Raw genomic sequence first — 25,728 nt, 5'->3', positions numbered from 1 at the left:
AGAATTCAAGTCATAGCTTATATATCTACAACAGACGTGAGGAGAATCGTCAGTCCCTATTTTCGCTCTCGTCTTCTCGTGAGCGAAGCGAACTCTCGACAATGAATTTTCTCCGTTATCTCTTTGGAGGAACGGGATGCTGAAACAAGTTCAGCATGACAAATTATCGTGTTTTTAGAATTAGCAAACGCTGTCATACCCTTCACGACTTTTTGGAAGTCCCTCTCCATGTCATCCCGAACTCGTTTCGGGATCAGGTTTTGATTTTATCAGCGCTAGCGGTTCATGGGTATGAGATCCCGTACAGGAGCACTACGGGATGACAGCACAAGGGCGTTGCAGTTTACGAGACTTCTTTGATCAGCCTTGAAGAGTTTGCCTAACATTCAGTGCTTTCCATTTGAGCATAGGCAGCTTCTTGATTCTATCTACGAGTTCTTTGTCATCGGTAATGATTTCTGGTCTGATTTCGCCTTTTTCGTTTAGGATTCTTAAGAATTCTCTTTCATTGTCTTTCAGAGGCATCAAATAGGAGATTACTTTCTGGCAAGATCTTTCGATGTCACTGGCAAGAGTGTCGAGTTTTTCTTTGTCAAGTGTGCCTCTTAGAAGTGGCAGCAATCGTTTTTTCAGGTCATTCTTGTTTACTCGAAGTGATTTTACGTCTATTTCGAGCCAGTTTTTTCGATTCATCCCCCCAAAAACCGTAAAGGCAAGCCGGAGTTTTTCAAGATCAAGGGTGTATATTTGCTTATCAAGCAAATATACATCATAAAGGTCTCTGCTTGTTTCTCGCGAAAAGCAGGCCGCGATTTTCGAGGCGAAAACTTCCAGCTTGTTTACTAATGGAACTCTGCGAGCTATTTGACTACCTAGCTGCCTTGAATCCATTGTTTCTATTTCAAACAGTGGAACCCTCATCATGTAGTTTATGTCAATAGACAGGTTTCCTCCAGAAGATAGGGAGCTTACGTACCTCAATGAATAAGAGCTGGCCGCTTGTGAATCCCTTTTGTTTCTTATGGACAGGCTCTCTTCAAGGCATACTGATTCTATGATGTTCTCAAAACCGTTTCTGTCACGGTCGAGTTCTTCTCGAGTGGGTGATCCAATATAGTTGATATCTATATCTACCGACAATCTTGGAATTTCCAGGAAGAACAGACTTATTGCCGTTCCCCCCTTTAGGGCGAAACTTCCTGCAAGTCGATCGATATTTGATGCGCGATCAAGCCATGAAAGCAGTAGAGAGACTTTCTCAATAATCTCCTGCCGATAACCCGTCTGACCGGATAATCTGGACAGAGTCTCCCTGGATATTCTCATTGTTCTTCCCAGCTTTCATTCAATATGTATTCAGGAATTACGAGATTCCATTCCTTTACCAACCTAGCTCTGTCAACTCGTGATCGATCAAAGTAATGCAGCGAAACGGGGATCATTTTTTTCAGTTCTCTCAATAGAGTCTGGTCATTGTTTGTGATTTTCGGATGTCTTTGTAAGAAGAAGCCTACTTTGGCGCTCGTGGTAGAGTTGTCAAGCGCTCTCAGATACTTCAGCAGGTTTTCGATGTTTAGATACTCGGTCATTTTGAGGGAACGCCAGACCTCTTCAATTCCGCCACATAGATTGGGTCTATCGAGCATATCTGCAAATGTTCTTTCTCTACTGGTTATAAGAACGTTTATACCGTTTATATCCACTTGTTCCGTGAGTAGGAAGTAGCTGTCTGAGCGAAGCAGCTTCTGAGAAGGGTGAGTCGGTATGTATTCGATTTCCCTGAACACTAAAGGATGCACACTCTTCATAGTTAAGAATGTTCTGGTACTGAAAAGCGAGTAGGTATTCCCATTGAATTCCTGAGCCGTATGATAGGCAAGAATCGCATCCTCTGTTCTCTTTGCTGCAATGAGAAATGAATCCGGGGCGAATTGTTCTGCCTTCTGGTTTAGGGGTACCACTGCGTAGAGGCCACGACAGATTTTGAGGACACGGCCTCTCTTAACGTGATAATTCAGAAGAACGCTGTAGTTCTCAAGACTCTTCGCTTCATTCTTCTTCAGAAATTCTTTTAGTTCACGAGTCGTGAAGACCGGTGATTCTTCAAAAAAAAGTTCTAATCGCACTTGGTCCCCTCTCCCTTACTTGACATCCAGTGGCATATAGTATAAATATTTTATATTTGTAGGTGATCCATGTCAAGCACAATGATAAAGTGGAACGAGCTGGGCCTGGGGTGTGGGGTCTAGGCTCTCCCAAGAGCAGAAGTGATGCCTTATAGAACATTGGACGCATTGCCGGCAAAGGCCTTGCCGGGACGCAATGCACTGAGGAACATCAGTGGACGCAAGGCTGGCGAAGAACCTTTGTAGAAGTGAGGCTCGCTGGCGCGAGGAAGTGATGCCCGCAGGATCAGCCGGGGAAGTGAGGCCGACTGCGTCGGGAAGTGATGCTGGCGCTTACGTGCCAGGAGGCAAAATAGAGCCAGTCTGCTAACGCACGCCAGTCAGGCTCCGCCTGGCCAGTCTCGCCTTCGGCGAGGCCAGTTCCGCTTCGCGGGCAGAAGAGAGAATGTATCGAGAAAAAGCACGATGAGACTCTCGCTCCGCTCGCGAGAAGAAGAGAATTGATAATCTTGACCGTCGACGGTCCACGTCGTCCGAGGTCGTTGTAGAAAGCGTCAAGATCCGTCACGAACTTGTTTCGCTATCAGTATCATATGGGAAATAGAACGTGTTTTCGAGGCAGGGGACTTTGACTTCAGGTCATCCGGCGCGCTTCTAAAAATAGGGACTCTATTATTCGAATAGACGTGGACAGACGTCAGGAGCTCGTCAGTCCCCTATTCGAAATGCTACGGGATGACAATGTCAGACGATTATGCGATTCTTTTGTAGGGGCGAACGGCTGTTCGCCCGAAAAAGGTCTTGGTTAAAATATCTGCATTTACGCGAAAAATGAGACCATAGGAGCCGGTCAGTCCCTATTTTCGCTCTCGCTTTCTCGCGAGCCAAGCGAACGTCTAGTCAATGTCCTTTCTCGATTGATCCCATCGGACGTAGGACTCCCTTTCTCTCGGATGGCTGACGAAGGACATTTCTTTGAGGCGTGTAGCGCTTCTCTGACGATATTCTGTGCTAACTATTTACAATGACATGGGGGACATCAAGTGGGAGGGTCGCTGAACAATATCGGGGATTCAGTTATTCTATCCAGTCTTGCAGCTTCAATCCCGGAATTCTGCTGAAGTGTTTCATATTGTGCGTGACTAAAGTCATGTCATTTTCTATGGCTATACCGGCAATGAGAAGATCCATGTCATCCAAAGGCGTTCCGAGTCTTCTAAGATACGCGTAGTGAGTCGCAGCAATAGAAGCTGATTCAAGCGTAATAGGAAGTACTTCATTGAAAAGACAAAACTCCAGGAATTGCTCTATTTGTCTTGTCGCTTCAATGTGTCTCAAACCGCTGAGTATTTCGTAGTACGTTATTATGCTCAGATAGACTTTCTCGTGATCTGTTGTATATTCTTCCATTCTGGATACTACCGGAGAATGGCCGCGGAAGAACATGGAAAGTATGTCTGTATCCACAAGTGCTAAGTCAGACATTGCGCTCCCTTCTTGACTTTTCTCTTCGGTCTCTTAGTTCATTGATCATAGTGTTGTATTGATCCGAATCGATCTCTTTCCATGAACCTGCATAGTCGGTAATCGATCTTCTCTTTGGCTGAAGATCCGAAAGATCGGACTTACTGCTTCTGATTAGTTCCAGTAGCAGTTGAAGCTTGTCTTCAGGGATATTCTCAAGCTCGTCAATCATTTGCTTCCTGATGCTAGCCGGTTTCATAAGATCACTTCCCAAGAATTCTCGGTATTATTTTAACACGTGTTTGGAGCATAGCATTCATATCGAAAGGGCGAGACGGATGACAAGAGCGAGATCCCGTATAAGAGCACTACGGGATGACACCGCTAAACGTCATCCTGACAATGCTCCTGGTCAGGATCCCTGCCCCTCGCGAAAAAGGGACAGACCTTAGGACCCGGTCAGTCCCTATTTTCGCTCTCACCTTCTCACGAGCGAGGCGAACGTCTCGTCAATGCTCTTTCTCGGTTGTTCATAACGTTCAGCGGGCCTTTGTTGCTCCAGGAGGGCTATCTGACGATATTAGGTAAGTGAAGGAAGAGGAACCAGTGGCATCCGAATGTTATAGTGTATGATTAATTGTATGATATATTTGTACACGAGGTGGTCATGATGAAATATATTGCTACTCGAGATTTGAGAAGCAATCCCTCAGCAGTGTGGGAAACGCTCGATGAGGGATCCGAGGTTATCGTAACAGTTAATGGCAAGCCCAAAGCAATAATGATAAGAGCTGACGAGGATCTAGACTTCTTAATGAAGGCGATTTCGAGGGCAAAGGCGGAGCTCGCAGTTGAGCGGATGCGGCTTCTGTCTTTGAAGCTAGGTCTTAACAGGCTATCTGCAGAGGAAATTGATAGGGAGATAACGGAGAGCAGACAAGAAGACCGATGAGAATAGTCCTTGACACGAGTGTGCTTGTCTCTGCGCTCATCAATCCATACGGTAAGCCTGCTGCTGTATTGAATGCAATCCTTTCTAGGTTCGTCGTTCCGTGTTATGATGCAAGAATAATCCATGAATATGAAAGAGTTTTGCGGAGGCCCAGGTTTCAATTCTCGATCGATGATATACGCTCGCTCTTGGACTTCTTTCTCAGGGAAGGTTCTTTTGTGAGCCCTGAGCCTCTCTCTATAAAACTTCCTGATTTATGTGATTTACCTTTTGTCGAAGTTGCGCGCGCCTCCGATGCTCCTATCGTTACCGGGAAAGCAAAACATTTTCCCGAGGATTTGGTGAAAGTGATGAGTCCCGCAATGTTGGTGCACGCTATTCAGAAAAGAGATTAGAAGCTTCAAGAGGAGTATACGTCTATCGTCTCAACAGGCAATGAGATCGTTATCGTAATTTCAAGTTCTGAATGCTCGCTTTAGATCCGTTTGCAACGATAAATGTAACTCCATTAATTACATTCCAGTAATGTGGTTCTTCGTTGCGGAGTTAGGAGCTTTGCTCTTCGTTCGGTATAGCAATATGCGAAAGACCGGTTCTTCGACGCTGTGCCAAGGTTGTTGGTTGAGGAGCGCGAAGAAAGGGACGAGAAGCGAGAGATCCCGTGCAGACCCATCACGGGATGACAGAAGAGGCGCTCATTGGGGCACGCTCTCCCTTCACGTCATCCTGTCAATGCTCCTGGTCAGGATCCCTGTCCCTTGGAAAAATGGGACAGACGATAGGGGCATTTGGGAGCCAGTCTGCTAATGCAGGCCAGTCACGCTACGCGTGGCCAGTCTCGCCTTTGGCGAGGCCAGTTCTGGCTACGCTGGGCAAAAAGAGACGCATGTATAAGAGACGCTGAAGGCTGTACGCTGGAAAACGCAATTCTTCCACGCTAAGCGGCCACGTTCTTTTTCCTTCGTAATGAGCCCGAGAGAAAAGGGAGAGCGCGTTTCCTATATTTTTTGTGGCCTAATCATTCCAAATCTCCCAGTATTTTTTCATCCAGATTTACTATGAGCATCCATTTTGAATCCTTTGGCCCTTCATGTGTCATTGTTGGATCAAGATATAGATAGCTTCTTGTGTTGATAGCGGGTAGGTTTATATCTACATCTAGATAATCACACAAATAACCCAATCTCCGAATGACACCTGTATTATTGATTTTCTTTGTGTATTCAACAAGTCGGTATTTATCATATTCTCCACTTTTTATGGCTTTTGCCACTTCTACAATGCCACCACAGTATTGCGGTTTGTCCAGACAGTCTACTATTGTTTTTTCTTTATCTGTTATGTTTATTTGATCGTAATCGATCCAGGTATTTCCTATGCCGAAGAATTTGTGTTCTTTTATTCTTACTATCTTGTATTTAACACCCAAGATTCTCTTTTCCCGTATGTCCTTTCTTGAAGTTGTTTGAATGAATACGGTGTTTGGTATCTGTTCAGTTAATCCATAATGGTTCAAAGCAGACCAATACGCTATCGCATATGGGTCTACGAGCAATGACCCAATAAGGAATTCATTTACAGTATATCTGTCCTTTTCTCTTCCCAAAGGTATTATCAGATACTTTCCTCTCTCGATTCTTTTTATCCAGCCTCCTTTCTCCAGCCTAGAAAGCATTACCCAAAGGACATTTCTTTGAATATTGAATTCGTTAGCTATATCGTTTATAGTAAACACATCACCCTTTTTGGCTAATTTGTCTAGAATGTCTATTCTCATTTCAATACACCTACCTTACCCGATATGTTATGTTTTACGTATCGGATCAAGAAGTAGTTCTATTCATAGTTTAGCAGATTGTTCCTGTTTTTCAATTTAAAAGAACAGGGACCTGCAAGAATGATATGTATCGCATAAGAATAGGGGACTCCGTTATCCGGGAAGAGGGTTGGGAGCCGTCCTTTGAAAGAGCGGCATGAGGACAATCAGCAGCGGGTCTCGGGTTTTGGGTCTAGGGTATCGCAAGAGCAGAAGTGAGGCTCGCTGGCGCGAGGAAGTGATGCCCGTAGGATCATCCGGGGAAGTGAGGCCGACTGCGTCGGGAAGTGATGCTGGCGCTTACGCGCCAGGAACAATGCGAGGAGCCGCATACCGATCTTCCTGATGTGTGATCATATTCAGAATCATATTCTTCTTGTAGGGGCGAACGGCTGTTCGCCCGAAGGAACATCGTTGCAACTTCCGCGATGCAAGTTGCAAGAAGAGGAACCCAGCGTTTTTAGCAAGGCCAATGATAAGTGCCATCCCCTTCTCAAAGCGATCTTCTTTCAGCCTTTTATGCCATCCTGACAATGCTCTTGGTCAGGATCCCTGTCCCTCGCGAAAAAGGGACAGACCATAGGACCCGGTCAGTCCCTATTTTCGCTTACAGCGGTCAGCGGGTTTTCGTACTTCAGCGCATAGCGCTTCTTTGAACGGGATGCTGAAACAAGTTCAGCATGACAAATTATCGTGTTTTTAGAATTAGCAAACGCTGTCATACCCTTCACGACTTTTTGGAAGTCCCTCTCCATGTCATCCCGAACTCGTTTCGGGATCCGGTTTTGATCTTGTCAGCGCACTGCGGGTCTTAGAACGAGATTCTGAATCAAGTTCAGAATGACAAATTATCGTGTTTTCAGAATTAGCAAACGCTGTCATACCCGTCATGACTTTTTGGAAGTCCCTCTCCATGTCATCCCGAACTCGTTTCGGGATCTTGGTGTTAATCTTATCCAAGGACGGGTCCATGATCTTGGACGGACGACGAAGGACGGGTCCTATCAGCGTCAGCGGTTCTTAGAACGGGATGCTGAAACAAGTTCAGCATGACAAAAAATGATGTATTCGCAATACCCTTAGGCGGTCATCCTAGCGCTTCTGGCCAGGATCTAGGCCTGTATTCAAGGAAAGCGTGGGATCCCGTACAGGGGCATTAGGGGATGACAGAACAAGAGAAACTGACGAGTGATTGGGTTTGGAAGGCTGTTATTCTGATTTCATCATTATAAGAACAAGGGCCCTTTCGGGCCCTTGACCTGATTGAGTAGGGGTTTTATCTTTTAGAGCTGTGCTGATTTTCCGAATCCTCTGCCGAGTCCTGGTCCCTTTTCGCCAGAGGCGCCGTGCCTGTAGCCTGTTCCATCCTGGGCATTCTTCAGTTCTCTTACACCGTCATTCGGGCAGTTGTCATTTATTCCGTCGCCGTCTGCATCCACAAAGTTCTCACAGGTTGTGGGATTTTGAACTCTCTGCATCGTCTTCGTTCCATAGCCTACTGCCAATGTCATTCCACCGATCAGAAGAACCGCTATCGTAATTAACACTATCTTTTTCATCTCTTACACCTCCATATGATTTTTGGTACATACTCAGTCTACGGCCCGTTTCTTGGAGCCCGCTTAAAAGCCGCTTAGAGATTGCTTAGAGATTTTTGGAGGCACGATTCTGGTCAGAGGTGCCAAGAAGGAGGATAGAAGAGAAGATTTGCACGCTCTTCAAACCTTTTACGTCTGATCTCTTACATTTTTTTTACCAAGAACCTGGACACGATGTGTAGGAACGAAGAACTTAGTGCAAGCACCGGAACTATTATCTTCGCTCTTTGGGAAGAACTTGCGATAGTAGCGCGGAAGAACCGTTCTTTCTCTCTCTCGCTCTTATCTGATGTTGTCAAGACGTTGAGCGTAACCAAGAGGGGGCTTTGCTCCAGAGAGCATCACTCCCTTTGAATCAATCCGATCATGTGCCCTTCGGGATCGGTGAAAAAGGCAAGAATAGTGTTGTCAGATTTGAAAGGGCCTTGAAGTATCTCCTGGCCGTGGTCCTGAACCCGCTTTATGATCTCATTAATATCTTCAACTTCAATGTACAATGCCCTATGAGTCGGAAGTACACCTTTTCCGGTGAATATGCCACCGTTTATACCTTTGGGATCTCCACTCTTGAAAGAATGAAATCCCGTGTCGCTAACTTCCGTTTCCCAATCAAAGACTTCCTCATAGAACTCGGAAAGTGATTCACCATCTACTGCATTGATTTCCCAGTACACAACCGGCATTTTCTTTGCCATCTTAATTCCCCTCCAATTATTCAGAAATGCTTTGCAGCGTATTTGTGAGAGTCATTTTCTCTTTGGCAATCAGTTATCACGTAGTCTGCAAAGTAGATGCGTTGAAGACGGTGTTTTTTGTTTTTCAGCCTTCTCCTGTCGAAGAAGAAAGTCTCGACGGATGCCCATATGAAGACCCAGCTCGCAATGACGAGTATTTCGTGAAGCGCATAGGCATTGAAAGAAAGCTCGGAGAGCAGAGAAGCCGTCCCCATAGCAAGAACACCGAATATCATCAGGACAACGCTAACTCTGGAAAGCCTCCTCAGATCAAGATCAACGTAGTAAAGCAAAGGAATCAGCTGCTTTCTTATGGAGTCTTTTATCTTTTTCGAGGAATCGAGCAGATCACCGCAATCACAGTCGACCATCACAGTTAAATTACCTTTCAAAGGCAGATATTTGGTTTTCTCTTCAAGCACATCTATTGCTCTTTCCGCGTCATCGCCAGCAAGATCCGGTCCCCTTAGGTTGAGATGCACATGATTATCATCCGCGTTCTCGGAATAACTTCCGACTAGATTGCGTAGTTCATCGAGTTCGTTTCTCTTTTCCGTAGAGGTAGCCTTTTGCAAGTTCTTCATCTCCATCGGGTGAACTGGACTTTCTAATTATTCAATAACCCTTTTGTTATTCTTCCAAATGAATAATTATAAATCTAGTCAGGCATCAAAACGAAGTTAAGTGGGGAGTGCAAAATGCACAGTGAGCCGAAAAAGAACCTCTTGCAAACCATTTGACTCACTGCAACCAAGCAGTGTTCGGACATCACAGGTTTCCTAATCCCTTTCCTTTATAGGAGTGACAGCGACTTAGAGAGGTATTGTGACTTAAAAACAGCTGAATGATTATTCGAAGCGCTAGGGAAGCAAGATCTGGCTTGCAGTACTTCTGACAGTTTGACTTCATCGATTTCTATTCTACAAACAGAAATTCAGATCAAGAAGCTGCCATTCAAGCTGACTTAAAGGATTATAATCGGGCGGTCCCTTGGACGCTGCCTACTTATCCTTGTTCGCAAAGCTATGTCGACAAAAGAAAGAATTTAGAATGCACTTCGATCGTCCAGCTGATCTTGAAACATTTCAAGAACAATGAAAGCAACGGTAATTCACTCAGCTTAGAGAGCAAAACCCCTAAACCTAAACAAGACCACTAATGGCGCCATGAATACTTGTGTTCCGCGTCCGACCTGGTACCTTCAGTGACGGGATAGTCTAACAGCAACATCTCATTAGCTCTGTCAAAAGACGGGATTACTCCGAGCATGTGATTCCAAGTATTGATGAAGATCAGGGGCCTTCCATCCACAAATGTTATTACCTCTGGCATCAGGACCGCAGACCCGTGTAGATTCTTCGTATCATCAAAGGCGTGATCAGCTGCAAAAACACCCGGGAAATCTAGAGCAATTATCTTCCCATCCGAATCGAACCTGATGTAGAAAGTCTCAATATCCTCAATACGGCCATATTTGAAATAGCGGTAGATATCATAAAGGAAATTGATAACTGGACACGGGTAATCCTCATCGGTAAAGACTACAGTTATCTCGAGATTCATATTCTCTTCAGAAAAATCCGTCAAGACTTCAACAATTCCGTTCTTAGAATCACTTTGGGGCATGGAAAAAACCGGTAGCGGAATCTCAAATCTTGCGAACAATCCAATTGACAGTGCCAGGAAACATACCGTGAGCAATCTTCTCATATAACCTCATCCTCCATGAACAATTCTTCGCTTCTCGACTCATATTTTATACCCCATGTGCGCTCGAGTAACCATAAATACCGTACCCTTATGTTAGGCCAACTTTGGTAGCCTTTGAAGATGACTTTCCTCGGCGCGATCGACTACCGAGGTTTCAGAATGACATTAATTGATCAAAACTCGTTGAGCAATCTCATGCTTTCTCGTCTATACTGAAAGAAATCAACAGAATTTTCTTTTTGGGAGAGAAGATGTATATGAATGATAGTTTCACCGATGAAATCTCACAACGAGTAGCAAGAGCATATGAACAAATCGCCAAGACTCATTGTTCTTCAAAGTCCTACTCACTTGGCCACATCAAACTGAAGACGATAGAGCTCATTCATCTTATTCGCAAAACATTTTGCCCACAGCTTTCACATACCCAAACCGTTGGCGGGGAAGAACTACTATCGGAGGGTTTGAATACACTAAGGGAAATGATTATGGAAATACGACCTGAATTGGAAGAAGAAGGAGCGGGGCAAGTTGTGAAGGAGTTTTTGGCCGAACTACCCTCCGTTGCCTTGACTCTAGTCACAGACGTGCGGGCCGCATACGAAGGGGACCCCGCCGCCAAATCGGTGGAAGAAATCATGATTGCTTATCCCGCCTACGAGGCGATCAGCACTTATAGACTAGCACACATTCTTTACAAACTGGACGTTCCGCTGATCCCCAGGATAATGACTGAGTATGCTCATCAGAAGACTGGAATAGACATTCATCCGGGTGCAGCAATCGGGAATTATTTTTTTATTGACCACGGGACTGGAGTGGTCATTGGCGAAACCTGTACAATAGGTCACCATGTCAAGATATATCAGGGTGTAACGCTTGGTGCGAAAAGCTTCGAACTCGATGAAAATGGAAATCCGATCAAGGGAATCAAACGTCATCCAGACATCGGTAACCATGTCGTGATATACGCGGGAGCGACTGTACTTGGCGGAAACACCGTTGTGGGAGACAACTGCGTGATAGGAGGAAACGTCTGGCTCGTCCATTCGCTCAAGCCGGGAGAAAAAATCTACAGCAATCCATGATGCCTCTTCTGCGGACTCCATTATTTGCATTGCGTTAACGTAACAATAATGACAAGCCAGTCACCTTCGGTGGCAAGTCGCACTGCGTACGGCCAGTCTCAGCTTTCAGCTGAGCCCAGTTCCGGCTGCGGCGGGCAATGAGATTTGCTCATCGCTTCCTTCTTTTTGGATGGCACTTTCGAGAACTCCAGTATTTTAATTCATTACCAGCTTGAAGAGTCAAAGTTCTTCGGCAGATTACTGCCGTCCCTCACTTCATCAAAAACCTTCTGCACTCTCTTCAGCCATTCCTTTCCGCCCCTCAGGTTGAGCCAATCCCCTCTGAACTCTTCTGCAAGAGTCAGCGAATCGACTCTTTTCTGACTCCTGAAGTTGCCTCTTTCTGCTTTCTCGAAGCCCTTCTTATCGTTTTCTTCTTCCTCCAGCAGGTACTTGATGAAGTCAGGGCATTGGCGAAGAATGTTCAGAAGAATTTGTTCCGCTCTGTCTAGCTCCCTGTAGGCATAGTTCTTCAGCGCCAATACTGCAAGAGCCTTCGGATGGCCAGTGTGGTTATTAGACTCCATTGTTTTGGCCAATTCATCGAACATATTTAGTCTCCAGCACACAAGTAATTTGCTCGCCAGGAGGTAGCCGTAATCATCCGGGCCGACAAGGGGAAAGACTTCTTCGATAACCCTCAGTGCTTCCCTGTAATCCTTCCGGTCGATCAAGCTATCCACATAATGTTCGATGACTTGCAGGAGTTCTGTGTTGGATGGACTCTCTTCGTTCTCTATAAGTGATGCCCATTTATCCTTTTCAACGATATCGTGAAGGACTTTCAAAGCGAGCTCGCCCACAGCGTGAAGGAGCTTTTTCGGTTCGTCAGTTTCTCCTGTGGAAAGGAAGAGAAGTGTATTCATGAACTCGAAGTTGAACCGGTACTTCTTGCAGTAAGCTACCAAGGTATCGAATGCATGATCGATATCGTTCTGACTTATCACTGAGTTTATCAGCGTATACATCGGTACTCGTGAATACTCAAGACTGCCGGTCTTCTCGAACGAAATGAAATTAGGTTCCTTAATCGATTTCAAGTTCGAAATTACACCGTCAATCGCCGTTCTATAAGAATACTCGTCTGCCATATTTTCATAGATCACATCAAGATCACCGAATGAATCCCGAAGAAGAGATCGGATCAAAGGCGGATCTGGTTTCTCATCTGTTATCTCAGAAAACTTCTTCCTGAAGAGCTCCTCGTCTTCTAAGTCGTATTTCATGCATAACAAGAGTCCCGATCGTACAACTGCGATTGTTGGCTCCAGCGTCTTCAGATATGCGACATACTCTACCACACAATCAATTGCCTCATCCTTGTCCAGGAGAGCGCTCGCAATAGCCATATTGGAAAACAGGGAAGCCTTCTTTTCTATCCCTTTCAAAATATTCTTCAGTCTATCGAAAAGTTTGCTGAAATCATTGCACACGACAACTTCGTAAAGAAAACCGTCTCTCGACTCGTAGCTGGAGGAATTCAACAAAATCCCGAGTTCAGAATCACTCATCGAAGCAAACATCTTATTGATAATCAGTTTTGCCCTTGCTTTCTCTTCCGTCTTTCCACCTGCTGCCATGCTAACCGGCGCCAACATGATATCCCCAAATATAATGTGAGACAGGCTCTTGATGAACTCAGTCACCTGATCCAGATTCAGTTTTCGATTCCTTATGATAGCCAGAATCGGGAACTGCGAGCTCAAATAACTCTCTACCGACGGCAATCGAAGTCCTACTGACGAACCCATAGTATCGGGCATCGAGTATGATGCCAGCACAGAAGGAACAATCTTTCTCAAGTCTTCCTTTAGGGAGCCCTCGAACTGCTCCGAATCTAAGCTTTCGCAAATGAAAGTCGTCAATTCATTACCCCAAAGGAAAATAGGAATATAATGCTTACTATTCATGAAATGTCTGAAAAGCGAGAGATTCTCTCTTACAAGTCCTCCAGATTCTTCGCGCTCCTTCTCTTCGAATAGGGAATAGAATCTCTTCTTCAAGTCTCTTTCTGATTGAAAACTCTCTTCTTGACCGGGTGAAGTCTCCTCTGCCTCATTCAGCGTGCGCAGAAGATCTTCGAGAAGGATCTTGGCTATCTGCTCCTTGACAACATGTGAAGTACTCTTGTCTGAAAGCATAAGACCGGCAAGATAACCCCTGAAGAATCCGTTGCTCATTATCTCTTCTAGGGGCATTTCAAGAGAGAATCCATCCTTAAGTCCCTTCGCAAGCTGTATTGCTGTGCTTCTGTCAAAGAATGACTCAAGCCCTTCGAGAGTACGATATTCAACATACGAATTCCTGCTCATCTCCAGTGCCTCGGCCAGGAGGGTCACTTTTACTGTCTCTCTATCCATATACCACCTCTAGCATGTGTAGTAGAACAATATAAATTAATACATCGTATGTTTTCCAGCGTTATGCAAAGAGATGAAGAAATGTGAAAAAAACAAATCGCTGGATGAATTGATCTATCCCAGCCCTGATAAAACAAAGTTCACTGTTAAGCAGAGTTTTTCCATGTATAGGAAAGCCTTTTTCTAACAACTGGAGATCACTAAATTGAGCTGTAGTTAATATGCTCATACTGGGAGGAATGAGACCTTTAGAGACACATAGACCTTTAGAGACCTTTTCCTTTAGACCTTTAGGGACAGACTCCATTATTTACATTACGGTAATGTAGTTTTTCATTCAGTCAAAAAAGGTCCGCAGTCACCGGTCCTCCGTCCTTCGAGACGAAAGCAGCGTCTTAGAGAAGAAACATTGTTCTTTGTTTCGGAGCAGAAAAAGGATCTGTTCTTGGTTAGTCAAAGTGAGATCAAAGAGATAAATGTGGCGGGGTAAGTTTCATCACCAATCTTACTGGTTTCTTCTCTCTCTCTTCTCTCGTGAGCGCAGCGAACTCTCAAATTCGATCTTTCTCGCCTGTTCAAGGTCTTCAGCGTACAGCATTTCTTTGGGCGAGATCCCGTACAGGAGCATTACGGGATGACAATATGGGGGAATTACGGGATGACCCTGAACACGAGACCCCAAACACGAGCACTTTGGGGTAGGCTAATCAGGGCAGGCTCTACGGGATGACAATTTCAGATGATTGTGGAGTTCTCTTGTAGGGGCGAACGGCCGTTCGCCCGAAAAAGGTCCTGGTTGGAATCTCTGCCTTTTACGCGAAAAAAAGACATACTATAGGAGTCGGGCAGTCCCTATTTTCGCTCTCATCTTCTCGTGAGCGCAGCGAACGTCTTGTCCCTCGCGTAAATCTCCCGCCTCAACCTTCTGATCTTGGTTTTTCCTGTAACCTGAATACGCAGCGCTGGAACCGCTTTTCTCGTGCTGTTATGCTCTTCTCGGTGAACGGAGAACCGATGACGGTAAACCTGCCCCCAACTGAACGAAGGACCACATCACTGCAATGTAAATAACCGAGTCTAGAAAGAAAGCGTTCGCGCTTCTGTAGAAATCTTTGAAAGCGACGATGCTATAATCTGGTAGACACTTTCATCAATGATGAAAGGAGGGAGACGCATGATTATTGTTTCAAAGGAGGAATTGCTTGCCTTCAAGAAGTTAGATCTGTTGTATCAGATGAATCTTCTGCAGGAACAGTCAGTAAGACTAGAACGAAAGTACGATTGTTCTCTCGAAGAGTTTAGAAGCCTTGTCACCGATTCAGATGAGAACTATGAAATGTGGGATGACTTGGTTGAATGGGAAGCATGCAATTCTGCTCTTCTGGAAGTACGTTCAATGCTGGAGAGGATCAATGCAGAAGATATTGAAGTTCGTTGAAAAGTCTTCGCTCGTCAAGGATTTCAAAGTTCACGACTTCAAAACCGGTAAGGAATTTGCATACATCAAGCTGGAAATTCTGTTCAAGGACTCTTCAAAGGTTCACATTAGGGAATTTGTGAGTTCTACGCAGCGGAAGTATTCTTTCCATTGGATTGTAGACACTCGCATCGAGATGCGTTGGGATAACTCTCCGCATCACAAAAGTATCACAACATACCCGCATCACGTTCACGTTAACCAAGATGTTTATCCTTCCGAATGCTCTGATCCTGTGAAGATATTACGGTGGATCGAGAGCTTGCTGATAAGCAAAGAAGAACTAACACCAGAAATCATCCTTCACGAAATTCGAAAACTTCGCTAAAAAACCTTGAGAACAACCTTCAAGCAGACGGTTTTTCCCAGCAGCCAGCGTCTCCTTGTAAGCGTTCAACCAGCTCTTAAACGTTTGTCAATCTTTAAGTCCAAGATCCCGTACAGGAGCATTACGGGATGACAGCATGGGGAAATTACGGAATGACCCTGAACACGAGACCCCAAACACGAGCACTTTGGGGTAGGCTAATCAGGGCAGGCTCTACGGGATGACAATTTCAGATGATTGTGCAGTTCTCTTGTAGGGGCGAACGGCCGTTCGCCCGAAAAAGGTCCTGGTTGGAATCTCTGCCTTTTACGCGAAAAAAAGACATACTATAGGAGTCGGTCAGTCTCTATTTTTGCTGTTGTCCTCTCGTGAGCGCAGCGAACATCTCAAATTCGATCTTTCTCGGCTGTTCAAGGTCTTCAGCGTACAGTAGTTGTTTGGGCGAGATCCCGTACAGGAGCATTACGGGATGACAGCAAGGGGGAATCACGGGATGGCACCCTTAAACGTCATCCTGACAATGCTCCTGGTCAGGATCCCTATCCCTCGCGAAAAAGGGACAGACCACACGATCCGGTCAGTCCCTATTTTCGCTTACAGCGATTAGCGTTCAGCGAAAAGCGGGTCTTTGATGGGAGATCCCGTACAGAAGAACTACGGGATGACAGGCCTCTGTCAAAGGCACGGACAGACTTTTCTATCTCTTTATAAGCGAGTTATGAATGAGTGGACATCTTCCATTTACTGACGATTTTTGGTATTAGCGTGAGAGTTACTATGGCTCCGGTAATCATTCCGATCGCAAGCAGCAGTCCGAGCCCAGAGAAGAGTCTCAACGGTGCAAAGAGGAGCGAGGCGAATCCCACAGCCAGAGCTATCGTGTTTGAGAGTATCGCTGGTCTGACTTCCTCTCTCGCCCTGTAGATGTCTTTGGTGTCCATGAATCTGTTGATCAGATGGATTGCGTAATCTATTGTCATTCCCAGAAGTACTCCAGCAACGATTGCTGTAGAGATTTCCAGCTTTATGCCCAGTATCGACATATAAGAGAAGTTAAAGAATACCGACAGGGCTATCGGAAGAACCGACACAAGTGCCAGCTTGAAAGACCTGAAAACGACAATAAGCAGCAGAGTGATGACTACTAAGGCCCAGATAATTGTGGTGACCTGACTGCCAAGTATCTCGTTGTTCACACCGGATATGATTAACAGCGGCGATGCTACGTATGGAGAATACTGTGGATAGTCCTCCAGTATTTCTTTGAGGTCGTTTTCTAAACGCTGAGAGTTAACCGCATCGGTATTGGGAGTCTTAACCAGCAGCCGTATTGAATTCCCGACCATATATTGCTCGACGGGCAGATCGCCGTTACGAGCCGCTATCTGAAGTATCGGAAGTGGAATGCCGAAAGCGCTTGAAACATCCATTATAGATGAAACTCCCGTGACCTCTTCGAGCTCGTTTATTTCTGCGATGAGCTTAGACAAGACCGAAGCATCGGGCCCCGTATAGAGGCCGTTCTTATTTAGGATAACGTAAAAGGGCATGTTCCAGCCGAACTCCTCTCTTATCGTTTCGGCAGATTTGACGATCGACGAGCTCTTCTTGAAATAATCGTACTGGTCGAAGTTCCGCTCGATTTTCGAAATAAGAAAAGGCGAGACGACTGCAAAGACGAGTATTACTACGAGCACCACTGTGTCGATGTTCTTTGCGACTTCTCGTGTTGGAGCCCTAAACCTTAACTTTCTTTTTACCGCAGGCAGATCGACGAAAACGAGCACGGCGGGAAGCGCTATGAGTACGAGCGCCGAACTCACCATTATCCCGAGAGAGACCATTATGCCCAGTTGCCGGAAGGCTTCTAAGCTGCTAACTAAGAATGTAAGAAAACCTACGGCCGTTGTAAGCGCCGAGAGAAAAACTGGTATCAGTTCCTCGCGTACGGTCCGCTTAAGCGCAGCGCTCCTTTCGAGAAATCGCCTGTTTGTGATGTACCTATCTATGAAGTGCAGCCCATAAGACGATGAGATTATAATTATGAAAAGGCCCGCAGTTGAAGTCAGAATGTTTATATTCAAACCTATCATCACGCCAAAGCCGTAGGTCCAAATAGCCGCGATAATTGAAAGAATCGAAGGAATGATTGCCGCCCGTACACTTCCGAGTCTCAGGAAGTAGATGAAGCAGATTAATCCGAAGAGAATGGGGGGATATACTACCAGAAGCGATAATATGGAACCATAAAGTTCTTCATCGATAATAGGTTCGCCGCTGACGTAGAACTCCATTCCCTCAAATGATTCAGCGGCAACTTCCAGGATCGCTTTCACATCTGCATTCTCAGTTACGTTTATAGGAATCAGTGCGACTTCACCGTTCTCGTCAAGTAGGTTGTCGAGATAGAGCGGGTTTTGCAGTATCTCGCGAGCGTTCTCCTTCGCAACCCCGTTCTCAAAATATGGCTCGACATTCGTCCCGCCGATCAAACTAACGTTCGCCGCATCCTGATAAGAGTTGTAACTGACTACTCCCTCTATCGTAGAGAGCTTCTGGAGGAAATCGTAAATCCTGAGTGAGTTCTCTTCCTCGAAAAGACCATCCGTCTCAACTACAATAATAATCTGCTTTTCACTCCCGAATAGATCCTCCATCATTCTCATGTTTTCTCTAGAGGGAGACTTTTCTGGAAGAAGAAATTCGCTGGAAACGTTTATTTCAACTCTAAGAATGAAGAGCCCCATCACTACCGTAACGACGGCAAACAAGGCTATTATAAAGATAGAGATCCTTCGATTAATCATAGTGGATTGCCCCCTTTAAAGAATTTTACTACGATTTCTTGGAAAGTAATGTATATGTACAGTAAAAGATGTTGATAGTTCAGAAGTTAAACTGTTATAATTATCTCGTTGGAGGTGTGGAATGACTGTAAGAACCAAAGAGTTAGGCCCGGACAAGATACTGGAAGCGGTGTTCGACCTGGTAAGGAACTTCACGAAGTTCTTTTCCTTAAACGTTGAGGCCGAAGAGATGAAGACAATAGAGCTCTACATTCTTTTGTTCGTTGCACTCAAGGGGCCCCAGAGCATGTCCTCACTTGCAAAGGAATTTTCAATGACAAAGAGCAATGTCACCTTCCTCGTTGACGATATGGAGAGCAAAGGCTATCTCGCCCGTATCCGTTCAGAAGAAGACAGAAGGGTCATCATGATTACACTTACTGAACGCGGTAAGGCTTTCTTTGAAAGCTTTTTAACGAACTTCTCCAGACTGATCTCAACGTTTATAAGAAAAGTCGGTGCCGAAGACCTTGCGATAATCACTGACGGATTTGAAAGAATAACCCGGATTGTTATAGACGAAGAACTAGTCAGTTCCGATGAAGGAGGCAAACCTGATAAGTCATGATACTGGTAACCGGTTCCACCGGACACGTTGGTAACGTTCTCGTCAGAGAGCTTGTCAGCAGAGGTGAAAGCGTAAGGGCCGTTGCTCTCCCTGGAGAAGATACCTCTATGATAGAGCTGGAGGGTGTAACGATCCTCCGAGGCGATATTCGAGACAGAGACTTTGTGATAGAAGCCTGCGAAGGAATTGACACGGTCTATCATTTGGCAGCGCTCATATCCATTATGCCTACCGATAAAAAGCGCGTTCTGAGCGTTAACGTTGGCGGCACAGAAAACGTAATCCGCGCATGCAGGAAGCAGAAAGTCGAAAGGATGATCTACACAAGCTCGATACATGCCTTTACTGAGCTTGAACCGGGTAGCGTGATAGATGAAAACGTCCCATTCAACCCAGCGCGTACTAGCGGCGTCTACGGTAAATCCAAGGCAGAAGCCGTGCTCAATGTATTGACGGCCGCCAGAGAAGGCCTGAACGCCGTTGTACTCTGCCCGACAGGAATCACAGGCCCATTCGATTACAAGCTTTCAGAGATGGGCAACATGATAAGGCTCTTCGCCTCCGGAAGGCTTAGAGTTGGCGTCGACGGATCCTTCGATTTCGTCGATGTCCGTGATGTGGTCCATTCTGAAATTGAGGCCTCCGCGAAGGCAAAGCCAGGCGAAGTCTACATTATCGGCGGAGAGAGCGTCTCGATACAGGAGCTTACGGACATACTCCACCAGATAACAGGCAAAAAGAGAATCGGCACCTTCTTGAAAAGCACTAGCGCCTATTTGCTTTCGGCCTTTAGTACACTCTATTACATGATCTCAAAAACGAAGGCCAGTTTCACTCCGTATACGGTCCATACACTCACCAGGAACTACAAGTATTCTCACGAAAAAGCCTCTAAAGTATTGGGCCACAATCCAAGGAGGGTCTCGGAATCCCTGAGGGACGCCGTCGAATGGCTATCCGGATACGGCACGATCAAACTGCAGTCAAAGCTAGACTCTCACCGTCCGATGTAAACCCTTTCCATCTGGCAACAGTAATTTGATTACGACAGAATGCACGAGAACTTATTCTGAAAAGAGAAGCTTCTTACTATTATTCGCGCCAGTTAACAACATCAAATCACGTCTGAACATGTTTCAGCATCCCGTTCTAAGAACCGCTGAACGCTGGAAAAAGCCGTCCTTCATCGCCCGTCCAAGATCATGGACCCGTCCTTCGAGAGGATCAAAACGGGATCCCGAAACAAGTTCGGGATGACAATGTGTGGTTATCTCGGAAACGCCGCATTCAGTCATGCTGAACTTGTTTCAGCATCCCGTTCTAAGAACCGCTGAACGCTTGCTAGAAGACGCTGACCGCTGTGAAGAGCCGTCCTTGGTCCTTCGCCCGTCCAAGATCATGGACGCGTCCATGGATAAGATCAACACCAAGATCCCGAAACAAGTTCGGGATGACAATGAGAGAGGGTTCCAATAGCCTACACCGGACGATGGCCTTTGCATTATTGCTCCATAACATTTGAAGAGCAAACCGTTTCCTTTCAAGAAACCCTAGACCCTACACTCGTTACCCTGCTCTTCGTGTCTGAACTTGTTTCAGCATCTTGTTCTTTGCTCACTAACTTTTCAAATTCACGGATTCATCATCGTAGATGCGTTTGAAGAACGGATCCCGAAACAAGTTCGGGATGACAATGTGTGGGACCTCCTGAAGGCGCTACCTGGATGACTGTCTCTGCATTGACACGTGAAAATACCTAAACGGTGAGTTTTTTCTTCTCGACACCCGATACCCTACACTCGATACCCTGCCCTTCGCGTCATGCTGAACTTGTTTCAGCATCCTTCTCTTCAAAACCCTGTTCTGATGACCCGCCTCTAGTTACCCGTATTACCTAACGCGCTCTTCTAACCCGATACTTTGTTTTCCAGCGTACAGCCTTCAGCGTCTCTTATACGAGCGTCTCTTTTTGCCCTGCGTAGTCGAAACTGGCCTCGCCGAAGGCGAGACTGGCCAGGCGGAGCCTGACTGGCCTGCGTTAGCAGACTGGCACCCAAATGTTCCTATGGTCTTTCCCGCTTTTCGCGCGTTGTCCGTCTAGCTCTCTCCACTTCTTGCTCTTCTGAAGGACGGGTTCATAATCCTGGGAAGGACCAAGGACGACTCTTCCGCTCCTTAACTAACCAAGAATCTAGACACGTAGGCTCGAAGAAAGGCTCTTTTCGCTATTCCGTTCTCTGGGCCGTCCAGTCATGAGGTCCCGACTTGTAACTGGCGTTAATATAAACAGTCGCGCTACCGGTCATCCCAACTGAATCGAATTTTCCTGTGAATTGAATCGTTTCTCCCCCCTGTGAGCTTGAATAGAGAAAGCTGATGTTGTCCTTAGAAGTCGTGCCGGAGATTGTGCCATAATTACCATAGCCCTCGTGGTTCCCCAGATAGCCGGAGAGATTGCCCTTCTCGTGGGTGGTAATCTGCATGAAGGCCGTGAAGGTTTCTGATTCACTTTTGATTACTGAAAGATTCCATGTGCCTACAAGACTTCTGGTTTTCGCAACGGATGGGCACCCGCTGAGCAAAATGACAACTGCAATCGCTATAAGGAGCATAAAAGCCACGCGTTTCATAATCGACACCTCGCTAGAAAGAGTAATGATACAACTTGGATAAGAATCAAAGTGACTCAAAGGACAACAAACTGAATTCATAAACGAGCTTGCGCATCTAGAATCTCTATGCGTTTCTCAGAAACAAACGGATCGAAAACCGCGCTTTCAGAACTTGACGTTACTATAGTACTCCGAATGGGGGTTATTATGACAGACTGATAATACTCTTTCTGCTTCTAATCTTTTTATGAATAGTCTTTACTAATACTGCCGGACTAATCACTCTCACCAAATCCTTGGGAAAATGTTTTGCGTTCCCGGTAACAATCGGAGCACGTGAAGCTCCTGCAACTTCGATAAAAGGTAGATCCGATAAATCGGTATGCTGTATAGAGACGAGTGTGGAAACAGGGATTGACGATTCTCCTTACGTCCCTTTTTCGCGAGGGGCAGAGATCCTGACCAGGAGCATTGTCAGGATGACGTGAAGGGAAAGCCTGCCCCGAATCAACTCACTTTGTCATCCCGTAGTGCTCCTGTGCGCGATCTCGCCCAAAGAACTGCTGTACGCTGAAGACCTTGAACAGCCGAGAAAGATCGAATTTGAGATGTTCGCTTCGCACACGAGAGGACAACAGCAAAAATAGGGACTGACCGGATCCTATAGTATGTCTTTTTTTCGCGTAAAAGGCAGAAATTCCAACCAGGACCTTTTTCGGGCGAACGGCCGTTCGCCCCTACAAGAGAACTCCACAATCATCTGAAATTGTCATCTCGTAGAGCCTGCCCCGATTAGCCTACCCCAAAGTGCTCGTGTTTGGGGTCTCTGTTCAGGGGTTCTGCACGGGATCTCGCTCTTTCTAAATCCAAGATCCGGCTTTTCGTTCTTATCGGAGGACGGTGGACGTTTTACTGTTTACCTGATAGGCTTACTGCAAAGCAGCATCACTTCCGCCGATGATCTTCGGCGCATCACTTCCCCGGATGTTTCTCCGGGCATCACTTCCTGCGAAGCAGCCTCACTTCCTGTCAAAGCATAACAGCGTAAGAATCAAGCCGTTCCACTTCTGCTGAGAATTGTAGGGTCATAAGTGTGTTAACACAATGTAAATATGGAGTCCCGAGAAAGATGTTTGACTCCACGGAGCGAATCGCAGCCTATGTAAGAAATAGCTAAACTTTTTTTATACCTTGCGTCCTGCAATTAGCAAAATGGTACTTGGATCTGCCGTTATTGAGCTAGGAGCAAGGTCCTGGTTCTGAAACAAAGAACTGATCGTTGAATGCGAGAAACAAAGCTCAGGCTAAGTAAATGTTTAATCTTGATCCAGCCTAACTAAGCTCTTCGCTACATCGAATAGCTCTATGTTTTTCGCTTCCAGGAATTCTTTCACTTCTTTCCAGGTGAAGGCTGTTCCAAATGGATCGGGCGAGTTCTCCACATAATCGAAAAAAGTTACAGCCCTTATTATATGGTAAAGATCAACTTCTCTACCATACTTCTTGACAAAAGCTTGAAGAACTTTCTTCGAGTGCTCTCTCTTCAGGATTTCCGCGAGATCGAAATAATCCTTCTTCTCTGCTCTTGCTGCGATAGCGGTAAGCTTCATGGCGGCGATATCGATTACCGAAGCCACATCCAGAGACCTATACTTGTCCAAAGGTTCAACCAACGCATAATGGTATTCAAAAAAGCTTGTACGGACACCCTCAATCTCAGCTTCAAGGGTACCTGTCTGAAGCCTCACATTCTCCACTGAAACACCAAACTGCTTCAAATACTCGAGAAGCACTTCAGGCCTGTAAGACTCAGCTGAGAAGAAATCCAGATCGAAACTCACACGGTGTTCATAGTACATAGCCAGAGCTGTATCGCCTGCAAGGTAAAAATCCGGCAGTTTATTTTGAAGAGTATCGAGAAGATTTACCGTCTGAGATGAAAGTCTTCTGGTTCTAAGCATCTAGTTATCTCCGATCTAGGAATATTTAGAACAAGGCCCCAGAAATTGGCGGTCGCCCTCCCGATTATCCTGGTTCTCTTGACAACCTCAACAATCTCTTCCGAATCATATTCAGAAAGAAGACTTACAACATCCTCCATCGTCCCATATTCCAGAATCCTCGAGATAATGAAGAACTTGTCCTTCTCCTTGTCCATTTTCATGATATCCACATCCCAGAAACACGTGGTCCTTAGCTTCAGAGCCATATACTTCACCATAACAATTCTATCATTTGAAGTCTTACAAACCTTGATTCTTACTTGAACTGCGTTACCTGTGCAAAAGCATGGAAATGTCGATCGATAAGATCAGAACAGCGTCGCTTTGTCTTTTGAACCTGTTTCAGCATTTCTATTCTCTTTCATTGCTAGTCATTGAAAGATAAACGCAGGGGCTAACTAGTTCCTAGGGTCACGTTTTCGCTGTACAACTGTCAGATGATATAATAATACTAATACAGTAATATTATGAAGGGTGATTATATGGAATTAGTTAAAGCGGGAAGAAGTAGACAGGTCACGATACCAAAACAGATATTCGACTCTCTTGGATTAAAGGAAGGCGACTATGTACAGGTTGAAGTGGAAGAAGGAAGAATAGTTCTTACGCCTGTTGCAGTGATTAACAAGGAGAGGGCAAAGTCAGATTTTTTTCGGTTAGTTCAGAGAGTGAGAACCAATACCGAGTCTTTGACTGAAAAAGAAATTGAAGAAGAAATCCGCGAAGCATTAGAGGAGTCAAGAAGAGATAAGTGAGTCAAAGGAATGGAAAGAGTCGTACTTGACACCAATGTTCTAATATCTGCGATCATATCTAGCAAGGGTTCTCCTGCAAAAATCCTTGATCTCTGGAGAGAGGGCGCTTTTGATTTAGTTTTTTCTGAAGAGACTCTTCAGGAGCTTATTAATGTCCTGTCGCGTGGTAAAATGTTACGCATCACCGGAATCAATGAAGATGAGTTAAACAGGTTAGTATCTTACTTGAGGAATAGCTCGATAGTAGTTGACTCACCTGAAGATATTGCAATCGCTATCGAAGACCCGGATGATACCAAGTTCATCTCATGCGCGGTTCAGGCAGGCGCAAAATACATTGTATCTGGAGATCATCACCTGCTTGATGTCGAGAAGTTCGAAGGAACTGCAATAGTTACGCCTGCGGGATTTCTTAGAACATTCGCGCCCTTTCAAAATGATTCCTAACCACAGGGCAGGCACAACAATTTTAGTCATTCATACAGAAAGAATGAGACAATCAGTCTCAAGATTCTGCGGTTCAAAATAGTCTCCCATTGATTACTACAAGATGCGCTTGTTAAGTAAGGCTGATTGCCGTGAAGACAACATTGTCCGTCAACGGTCCACCGTCCTCCGAGAGGATCAAAACGGGATCCCGATAAAAGAAGCGCTGAACGCTGCGAGCGAAAATAGGGACTGACCGACTCCTATAGTATGTCTTTTTTTCGCGTAAAAGGCAGAGATTCCAACCAGGACCTTTTTCGGGCGAACGGCCGTTCGCCCCTACAAGAGAACTGCACAATCATCTGAAATTGTCATCCCGTAGAGCCTGCCCTGAAAACGACCTGTTCAAGACTCTCCAACTGTCATTCCGCAGTGCTCCTGTACGGAATCTCCCATCAAAAAGCCGACGGACGCTTAGGAACAAGAACCCGCTGTGCGCTGAAAGATCAAAACATCGAGTAGGAGAGGGGCGGAGCCCCTCGTCCTCTCACAGAACCGTGCGTACGGGTCGCGTACACGGCTCATGGATCAAGTATCGGAAATTTCGACAGGGGATGATGGTATTTTGTCATATCGACTAGGTTCATCTCTTCAAAGAACCTGTTGGGGATGGCGTAATTGGCTGCTTTTGAGTGAGAAGATCGCCATTTGTTCATTCTCATATTGACTTTCTCTTTCCATCCGGTCCTTCTGAGAACTCTGTTCAGTTTCTTAGTTGTCTTCCACTGGTGTAGTATGATGGCTCTTAGCCTTCTCCTTATCCAGC

The 25,728-nt window shown here is 45.5% G+C and carries 24 protein-coding genes and 1 pseudogene; 10 read left to right on the top strand and 15 right to left on the bottom strand.

The genetic code is table 11. The annotated features are described in order from the left end of the window. Positions 1–360: 360 nt before the first annotated feature. The gene (locus V513_RS03640; RefSeq protein ID WP_099771762.1) at positions 361–1,326 is read right to left on the bottom strand and encodes a nucleotidyl transferase AbiEii/AbiGii toxin family protein; all 966 of its coding nucleotides are present in this window, start codon (positions 1,324–1,326) and stop codon (positions 361–363) included. Next, a complete protein-coding gene (locus tag V513_RS03635) occupies positions 1,323–2,126 on the bottom strand; it encodes a type IV toxin-antitoxin system AbiEi family antitoxin domain-containing protein (protein ID WP_099771761.1) in 804 nt (267 codons plus the stop codon). Before V513_RS03635 ends, V513_RS03640 begins: the two co-directional genes overlap by 4 nt. Before the next feature lie 214 nt (positions 2,127–2,340). Between V513_RS03635 and V513_RS13845 the strand changes: the two genes are divergently transcribed. Then, positions 2,341–2,496: a hypothetical protein gene (locus V513_RS13845; protein WP_180274828.1), complete on the top strand. Its 156-nt coding sequence runs from the start codon at positions 2,341–2,343 to the stop codon at positions 2,494–2,496. 707 nt (positions 2,497–3,203) lie between these two features. Here V513_RS13845 and V513_RS03630 read toward each other — a convergent pair. Next, positions 3,204–3,611 (bottom strand): type II toxin-antitoxin system VapC family toxin, encoded by a 408-nt coding sequence (locus V513_RS03630; protein WP_099771760.1) that lies wholly within the window; start codon positions 3,609–3,611, stop codon positions 3,204–3,206. Further along, complete coding sequence (locus V513_RS03625) at positions 3,604–3,849, bottom strand: hypothetical protein (protein ID WP_099771759.1); 246 nt, start codon at positions 3,847–3,849, stop codon at positions 3,604–3,606. The genes V513_RS03630 and V513_RS03625 overlap by 8 nt, the downstream gene beginning before the upstream one ends. A gap of 408 nt (positions 3,850–4,257) precedes the next feature. Between V513_RS03625 and V513_RS03620 the strand changes: the two genes are divergently transcribed. Continuing rightward, positions 4,258–4,542 (top strand): type II toxin-antitoxin system Phd/YefM family antitoxin, encoded by a 285-nt coding sequence (locus V513_RS03620; RefSeq protein ID WP_257211927.1) that lies wholly within the window; start codon positions 4,258–4,260, stop codon positions 4,540–4,542. Next, positions 4,539–4,937 carry a putative toxin-antitoxin system toxin component, PIN family gene (locus tag V513_RS03615; protein WP_099771757.1) on the top strand — a complete coding sequence of 133 codons (399 nt, stop codon included), beginning with the start codon at positions 4,539–4,541 and terminating at the stop codon, positions 4,935–4,937. The genes V513_RS03620 and V513_RS03615 overlap by 4 nt, the downstream gene beginning before the upstream one ends. Positions 4,938–5,560: 623 nt before the next feature. Here V513_RS03615 and V513_RS03610 read toward each other — a convergent pair. The 5 genes from V513_RS03610 to V513_RS03585 all read right to left on the bottom strand — a co-directional run bounded on the left by V513_RS03610 (position 5,561) and on the right by V513_RS03585 (position 10,400). After that, positions 5,561–6,319, bottom strand: coding sequence for a type IV toxin-antitoxin system AbiEi family antitoxin domain-containing protein (locus V513_RS03610; protein WP_099771756.1), 759 nt, complete (start codon positions 6,317–6,319; stop codon positions 5,561–5,563). Between the two features lie 1,322 nt (positions 6,320–7,641). Further along, positions 7,642–7,917 (bottom strand): hypothetical protein, encoded by a 276-nt coding sequence (locus tag V513_RS03600; protein ID WP_099771754.1) that lies wholly within the window; start codon positions 7,915–7,917, stop codon positions 7,642–7,644. 380 nt (positions 7,918–8,297) lie between these two features. Next, on the bottom strand, positions 8,298–8,651 hold the full coding sequence (locus V513_RS03595; RefSeq protein WP_099771753.1) for a VOC family protein: 354 nt from the start codon (positions 8,649–8,651) through the stop codon (positions 8,298–8,300). A gap of 20 nt (positions 8,652–8,671) precedes the next feature. Further along, positions 8,672–9,265 carry a hypothetical protein gene (locus V513_RS03590; RefSeq protein ID WP_099771752.1) on the bottom strand — a complete coding sequence of 198 codons (594 nt, stop codon included), beginning with the start codon at positions 9,263–9,265 and terminating at the stop codon, positions 8,672–8,674. A 580-nt stretch (positions 9,266–9,845) separates the two neighbouring features. Further along, the gene (locus V513_RS03585; RefSeq protein ID WP_099771751.1) at positions 9,846–10,400 is read right to left on the bottom strand and encodes a hypothetical protein; all 555 of its coding nucleotides are present in this window, start codon (positions 10,398–10,400) and stop codon (positions 9,846–9,848) included. 257 nt (positions 10,401–10,657) lie between these two features. Between V513_RS03585 and V513_RS03580 the strand changes: the two genes are divergently transcribed. Then, complete coding sequence (locus V513_RS03580; RefSeq protein ID WP_099771750.1) at positions 10,658–11,488, top strand: serine O-acetyltransferase; 831 nt, start codon at positions 10,658–10,660, stop codon at positions 11,486–11,488. A gap of 203 nt (positions 11,489–11,691) precedes the next feature. Here the strand turns inward: V513_RS03580 and V513_RS03575 are convergent, their stop codons facing one another. Next, positions 11,692–13,887 carry a hypothetical protein gene (locus V513_RS03575; protein ID WP_099771749.1) on the bottom strand — a complete coding sequence of 732 codons (2,196 nt, stop codon included), beginning with the start codon at positions 13,885–13,887 and terminating at the stop codon, positions 11,692–11,694. 1,174 nt (positions 13,888–15,061) lie between these two features. Between V513_RS03575 and V513_RS03570 the strand changes: the two genes are divergently transcribed. Together V513_RS03570 and V513_RS14140 are read left to right on the top strand one after the other, a co-directional pair. Beyond that, the gene (locus V513_RS03570; RefSeq protein ID WP_099771748.1) at positions 15,062–15,325 is read left to right on the top strand and encodes a hypothetical protein; all 264 of its coding nucleotides are present in this window, start codon (positions 15,062–15,064) and stop codon (positions 15,323–15,325) included. Beyond that, a complete protein-coding gene (locus V513_RS14140; protein ID WP_306556635.1) occupies positions 15,210–15,692 on the top strand; it encodes a toxin-antitoxin system TumE family protein in 483 nt (160 codons plus the stop codon). Before V513_RS03570 ends, V513_RS14140 begins: the two co-directional genes overlap by 116 nt. 716 nt (positions 15,693–16,408) lie before the next feature. Here V513_RS14140 and V513_RS03560 read toward each other — a convergent pair. Next, positions 16,409–18,499 carry an efflux RND transporter permease subunit gene (locus V513_RS03560; protein ID WP_099771746.1) on the bottom strand — a complete coding sequence of 697 codons (2,091 nt, stop codon included), beginning with the start codon at positions 18,497–18,499 and terminating at the stop codon, positions 16,409–16,411. Positions 18,500–18,620: 121 nt separating this feature from the next. Here V513_RS03560 and V513_RS03555 point away from each other — a divergent pair, with 121 nt between their 5' ends. Both V513_RS03555 and V513_RS03550 read left to right on the top strand, forming a co-directional pair. Then, the gene (locus tag V513_RS03555; protein WP_099771745.1) at positions 18,621–19,106 is read left to right on the top strand and encodes a MarR family winged helix-turn-helix transcriptional regulator; all 486 of its coding nucleotides are present in this window, start codon (positions 18,621–18,623) and stop codon (positions 19,104–19,106) included. Beyond that, the gene (locus V513_RS03550) at positions 19,103–20,119 is read left to right on the top strand and encodes an SDR family oxidoreductase (protein WP_099771744.1); all 1,017 of its coding nucleotides are present in this window, start codon (positions 19,103–19,105) and stop codon (positions 20,117–20,119) included. Before V513_RS03555 ends, V513_RS03550 begins: the two co-directional genes overlap by 4 nt. Positions 20,120–21,331: 1,212 nt before the next feature. Here the strand turns inward: V513_RS03550 and V513_RS03540 are convergent. The 3 genes from V513_RS03540 to V513_RS03525 form a co-directional block, all read right to left on the bottom strand. Then, entirely contained in the window at positions 21,332–21,736 is a 405-nt protein-coding gene (locus V513_RS03540; RefSeq protein ID WP_099771742.1) for a hypothetical protein, read from the bottom strand. Between the two features lie 1,298 nt (positions 21,737–23,034). After that, positions 23,035–23,679 carry a nucleotidyl transferase AbiEii/AbiGii toxin family protein gene (locus tag V513_RS03530; RefSeq protein WP_099771741.1) on the bottom strand — a complete coding sequence of 215 codons (645 nt, stop codon included), beginning with the start codon at positions 23,677–23,679 and terminating at the stop codon, positions 23,035–23,037. After that, positions 23,643–23,927 carry a DUF6922 domain-containing protein gene (locus V513_RS03525; protein ID WP_099771740.1) on the bottom strand — a complete coding sequence of 95 codons (285 nt, stop codon included), beginning with the start codon at positions 23,925–23,927 and terminating at the stop codon, positions 23,643–23,645. The genes V513_RS03530 and V513_RS03525 overlap by 37 nt, the downstream gene beginning before the upstream one ends. A 276-nt stretch (positions 23,928–24,203) precedes the next feature. On the opposite strand from V513_RS03525, the gene V513_RS03520 reads away from it, so the two are divergent. Beyond that, positions 24,204–24,476 (top strand): AbrB/MazE/SpoVT family DNA-binding domain-containing protein, encoded by a 273-nt coding sequence (locus V513_RS03520; RefSeq protein WP_099771739.1) that lies wholly within the window; start codon positions 24,204–24,206, stop codon positions 24,474–24,476. Positions 24,477–24,485: 9 nt separating this feature from the next. Next, entirely contained in the window at positions 24,486–24,923 is a 438-nt protein-coding gene (locus tag V513_RS03515; protein WP_099771738.1) for a putative toxin-antitoxin system toxin component, PIN family, read from the top strand. 560 nt (positions 24,924–25,483) lie between these two features. Here the strand turns inward: V513_RS03515 and V513_RS13950 are convergent. Then, a pseudogene (locus V513_RS13950) lies at positions 25,484–25,728 on the bottom strand (group II intron reverse transcriptase/maturase); the annotation flags it as partial.

The organism is Mesotoga sp. H07.pep.5.3, from assembly GCF_002752615.1.
In the GTDB taxonomy this organism is placed as follows: Bacteria; Thermotogota; Thermotogae; order Petrotogales; family Kosmotogaceae; genus Mesotoga; species Mesotoga prima.
The sequence above is the reverse complement of the archived record's forward strand: the minus strand, read 5'-3'. Positions and strand labels throughout refer to the sequence as shown.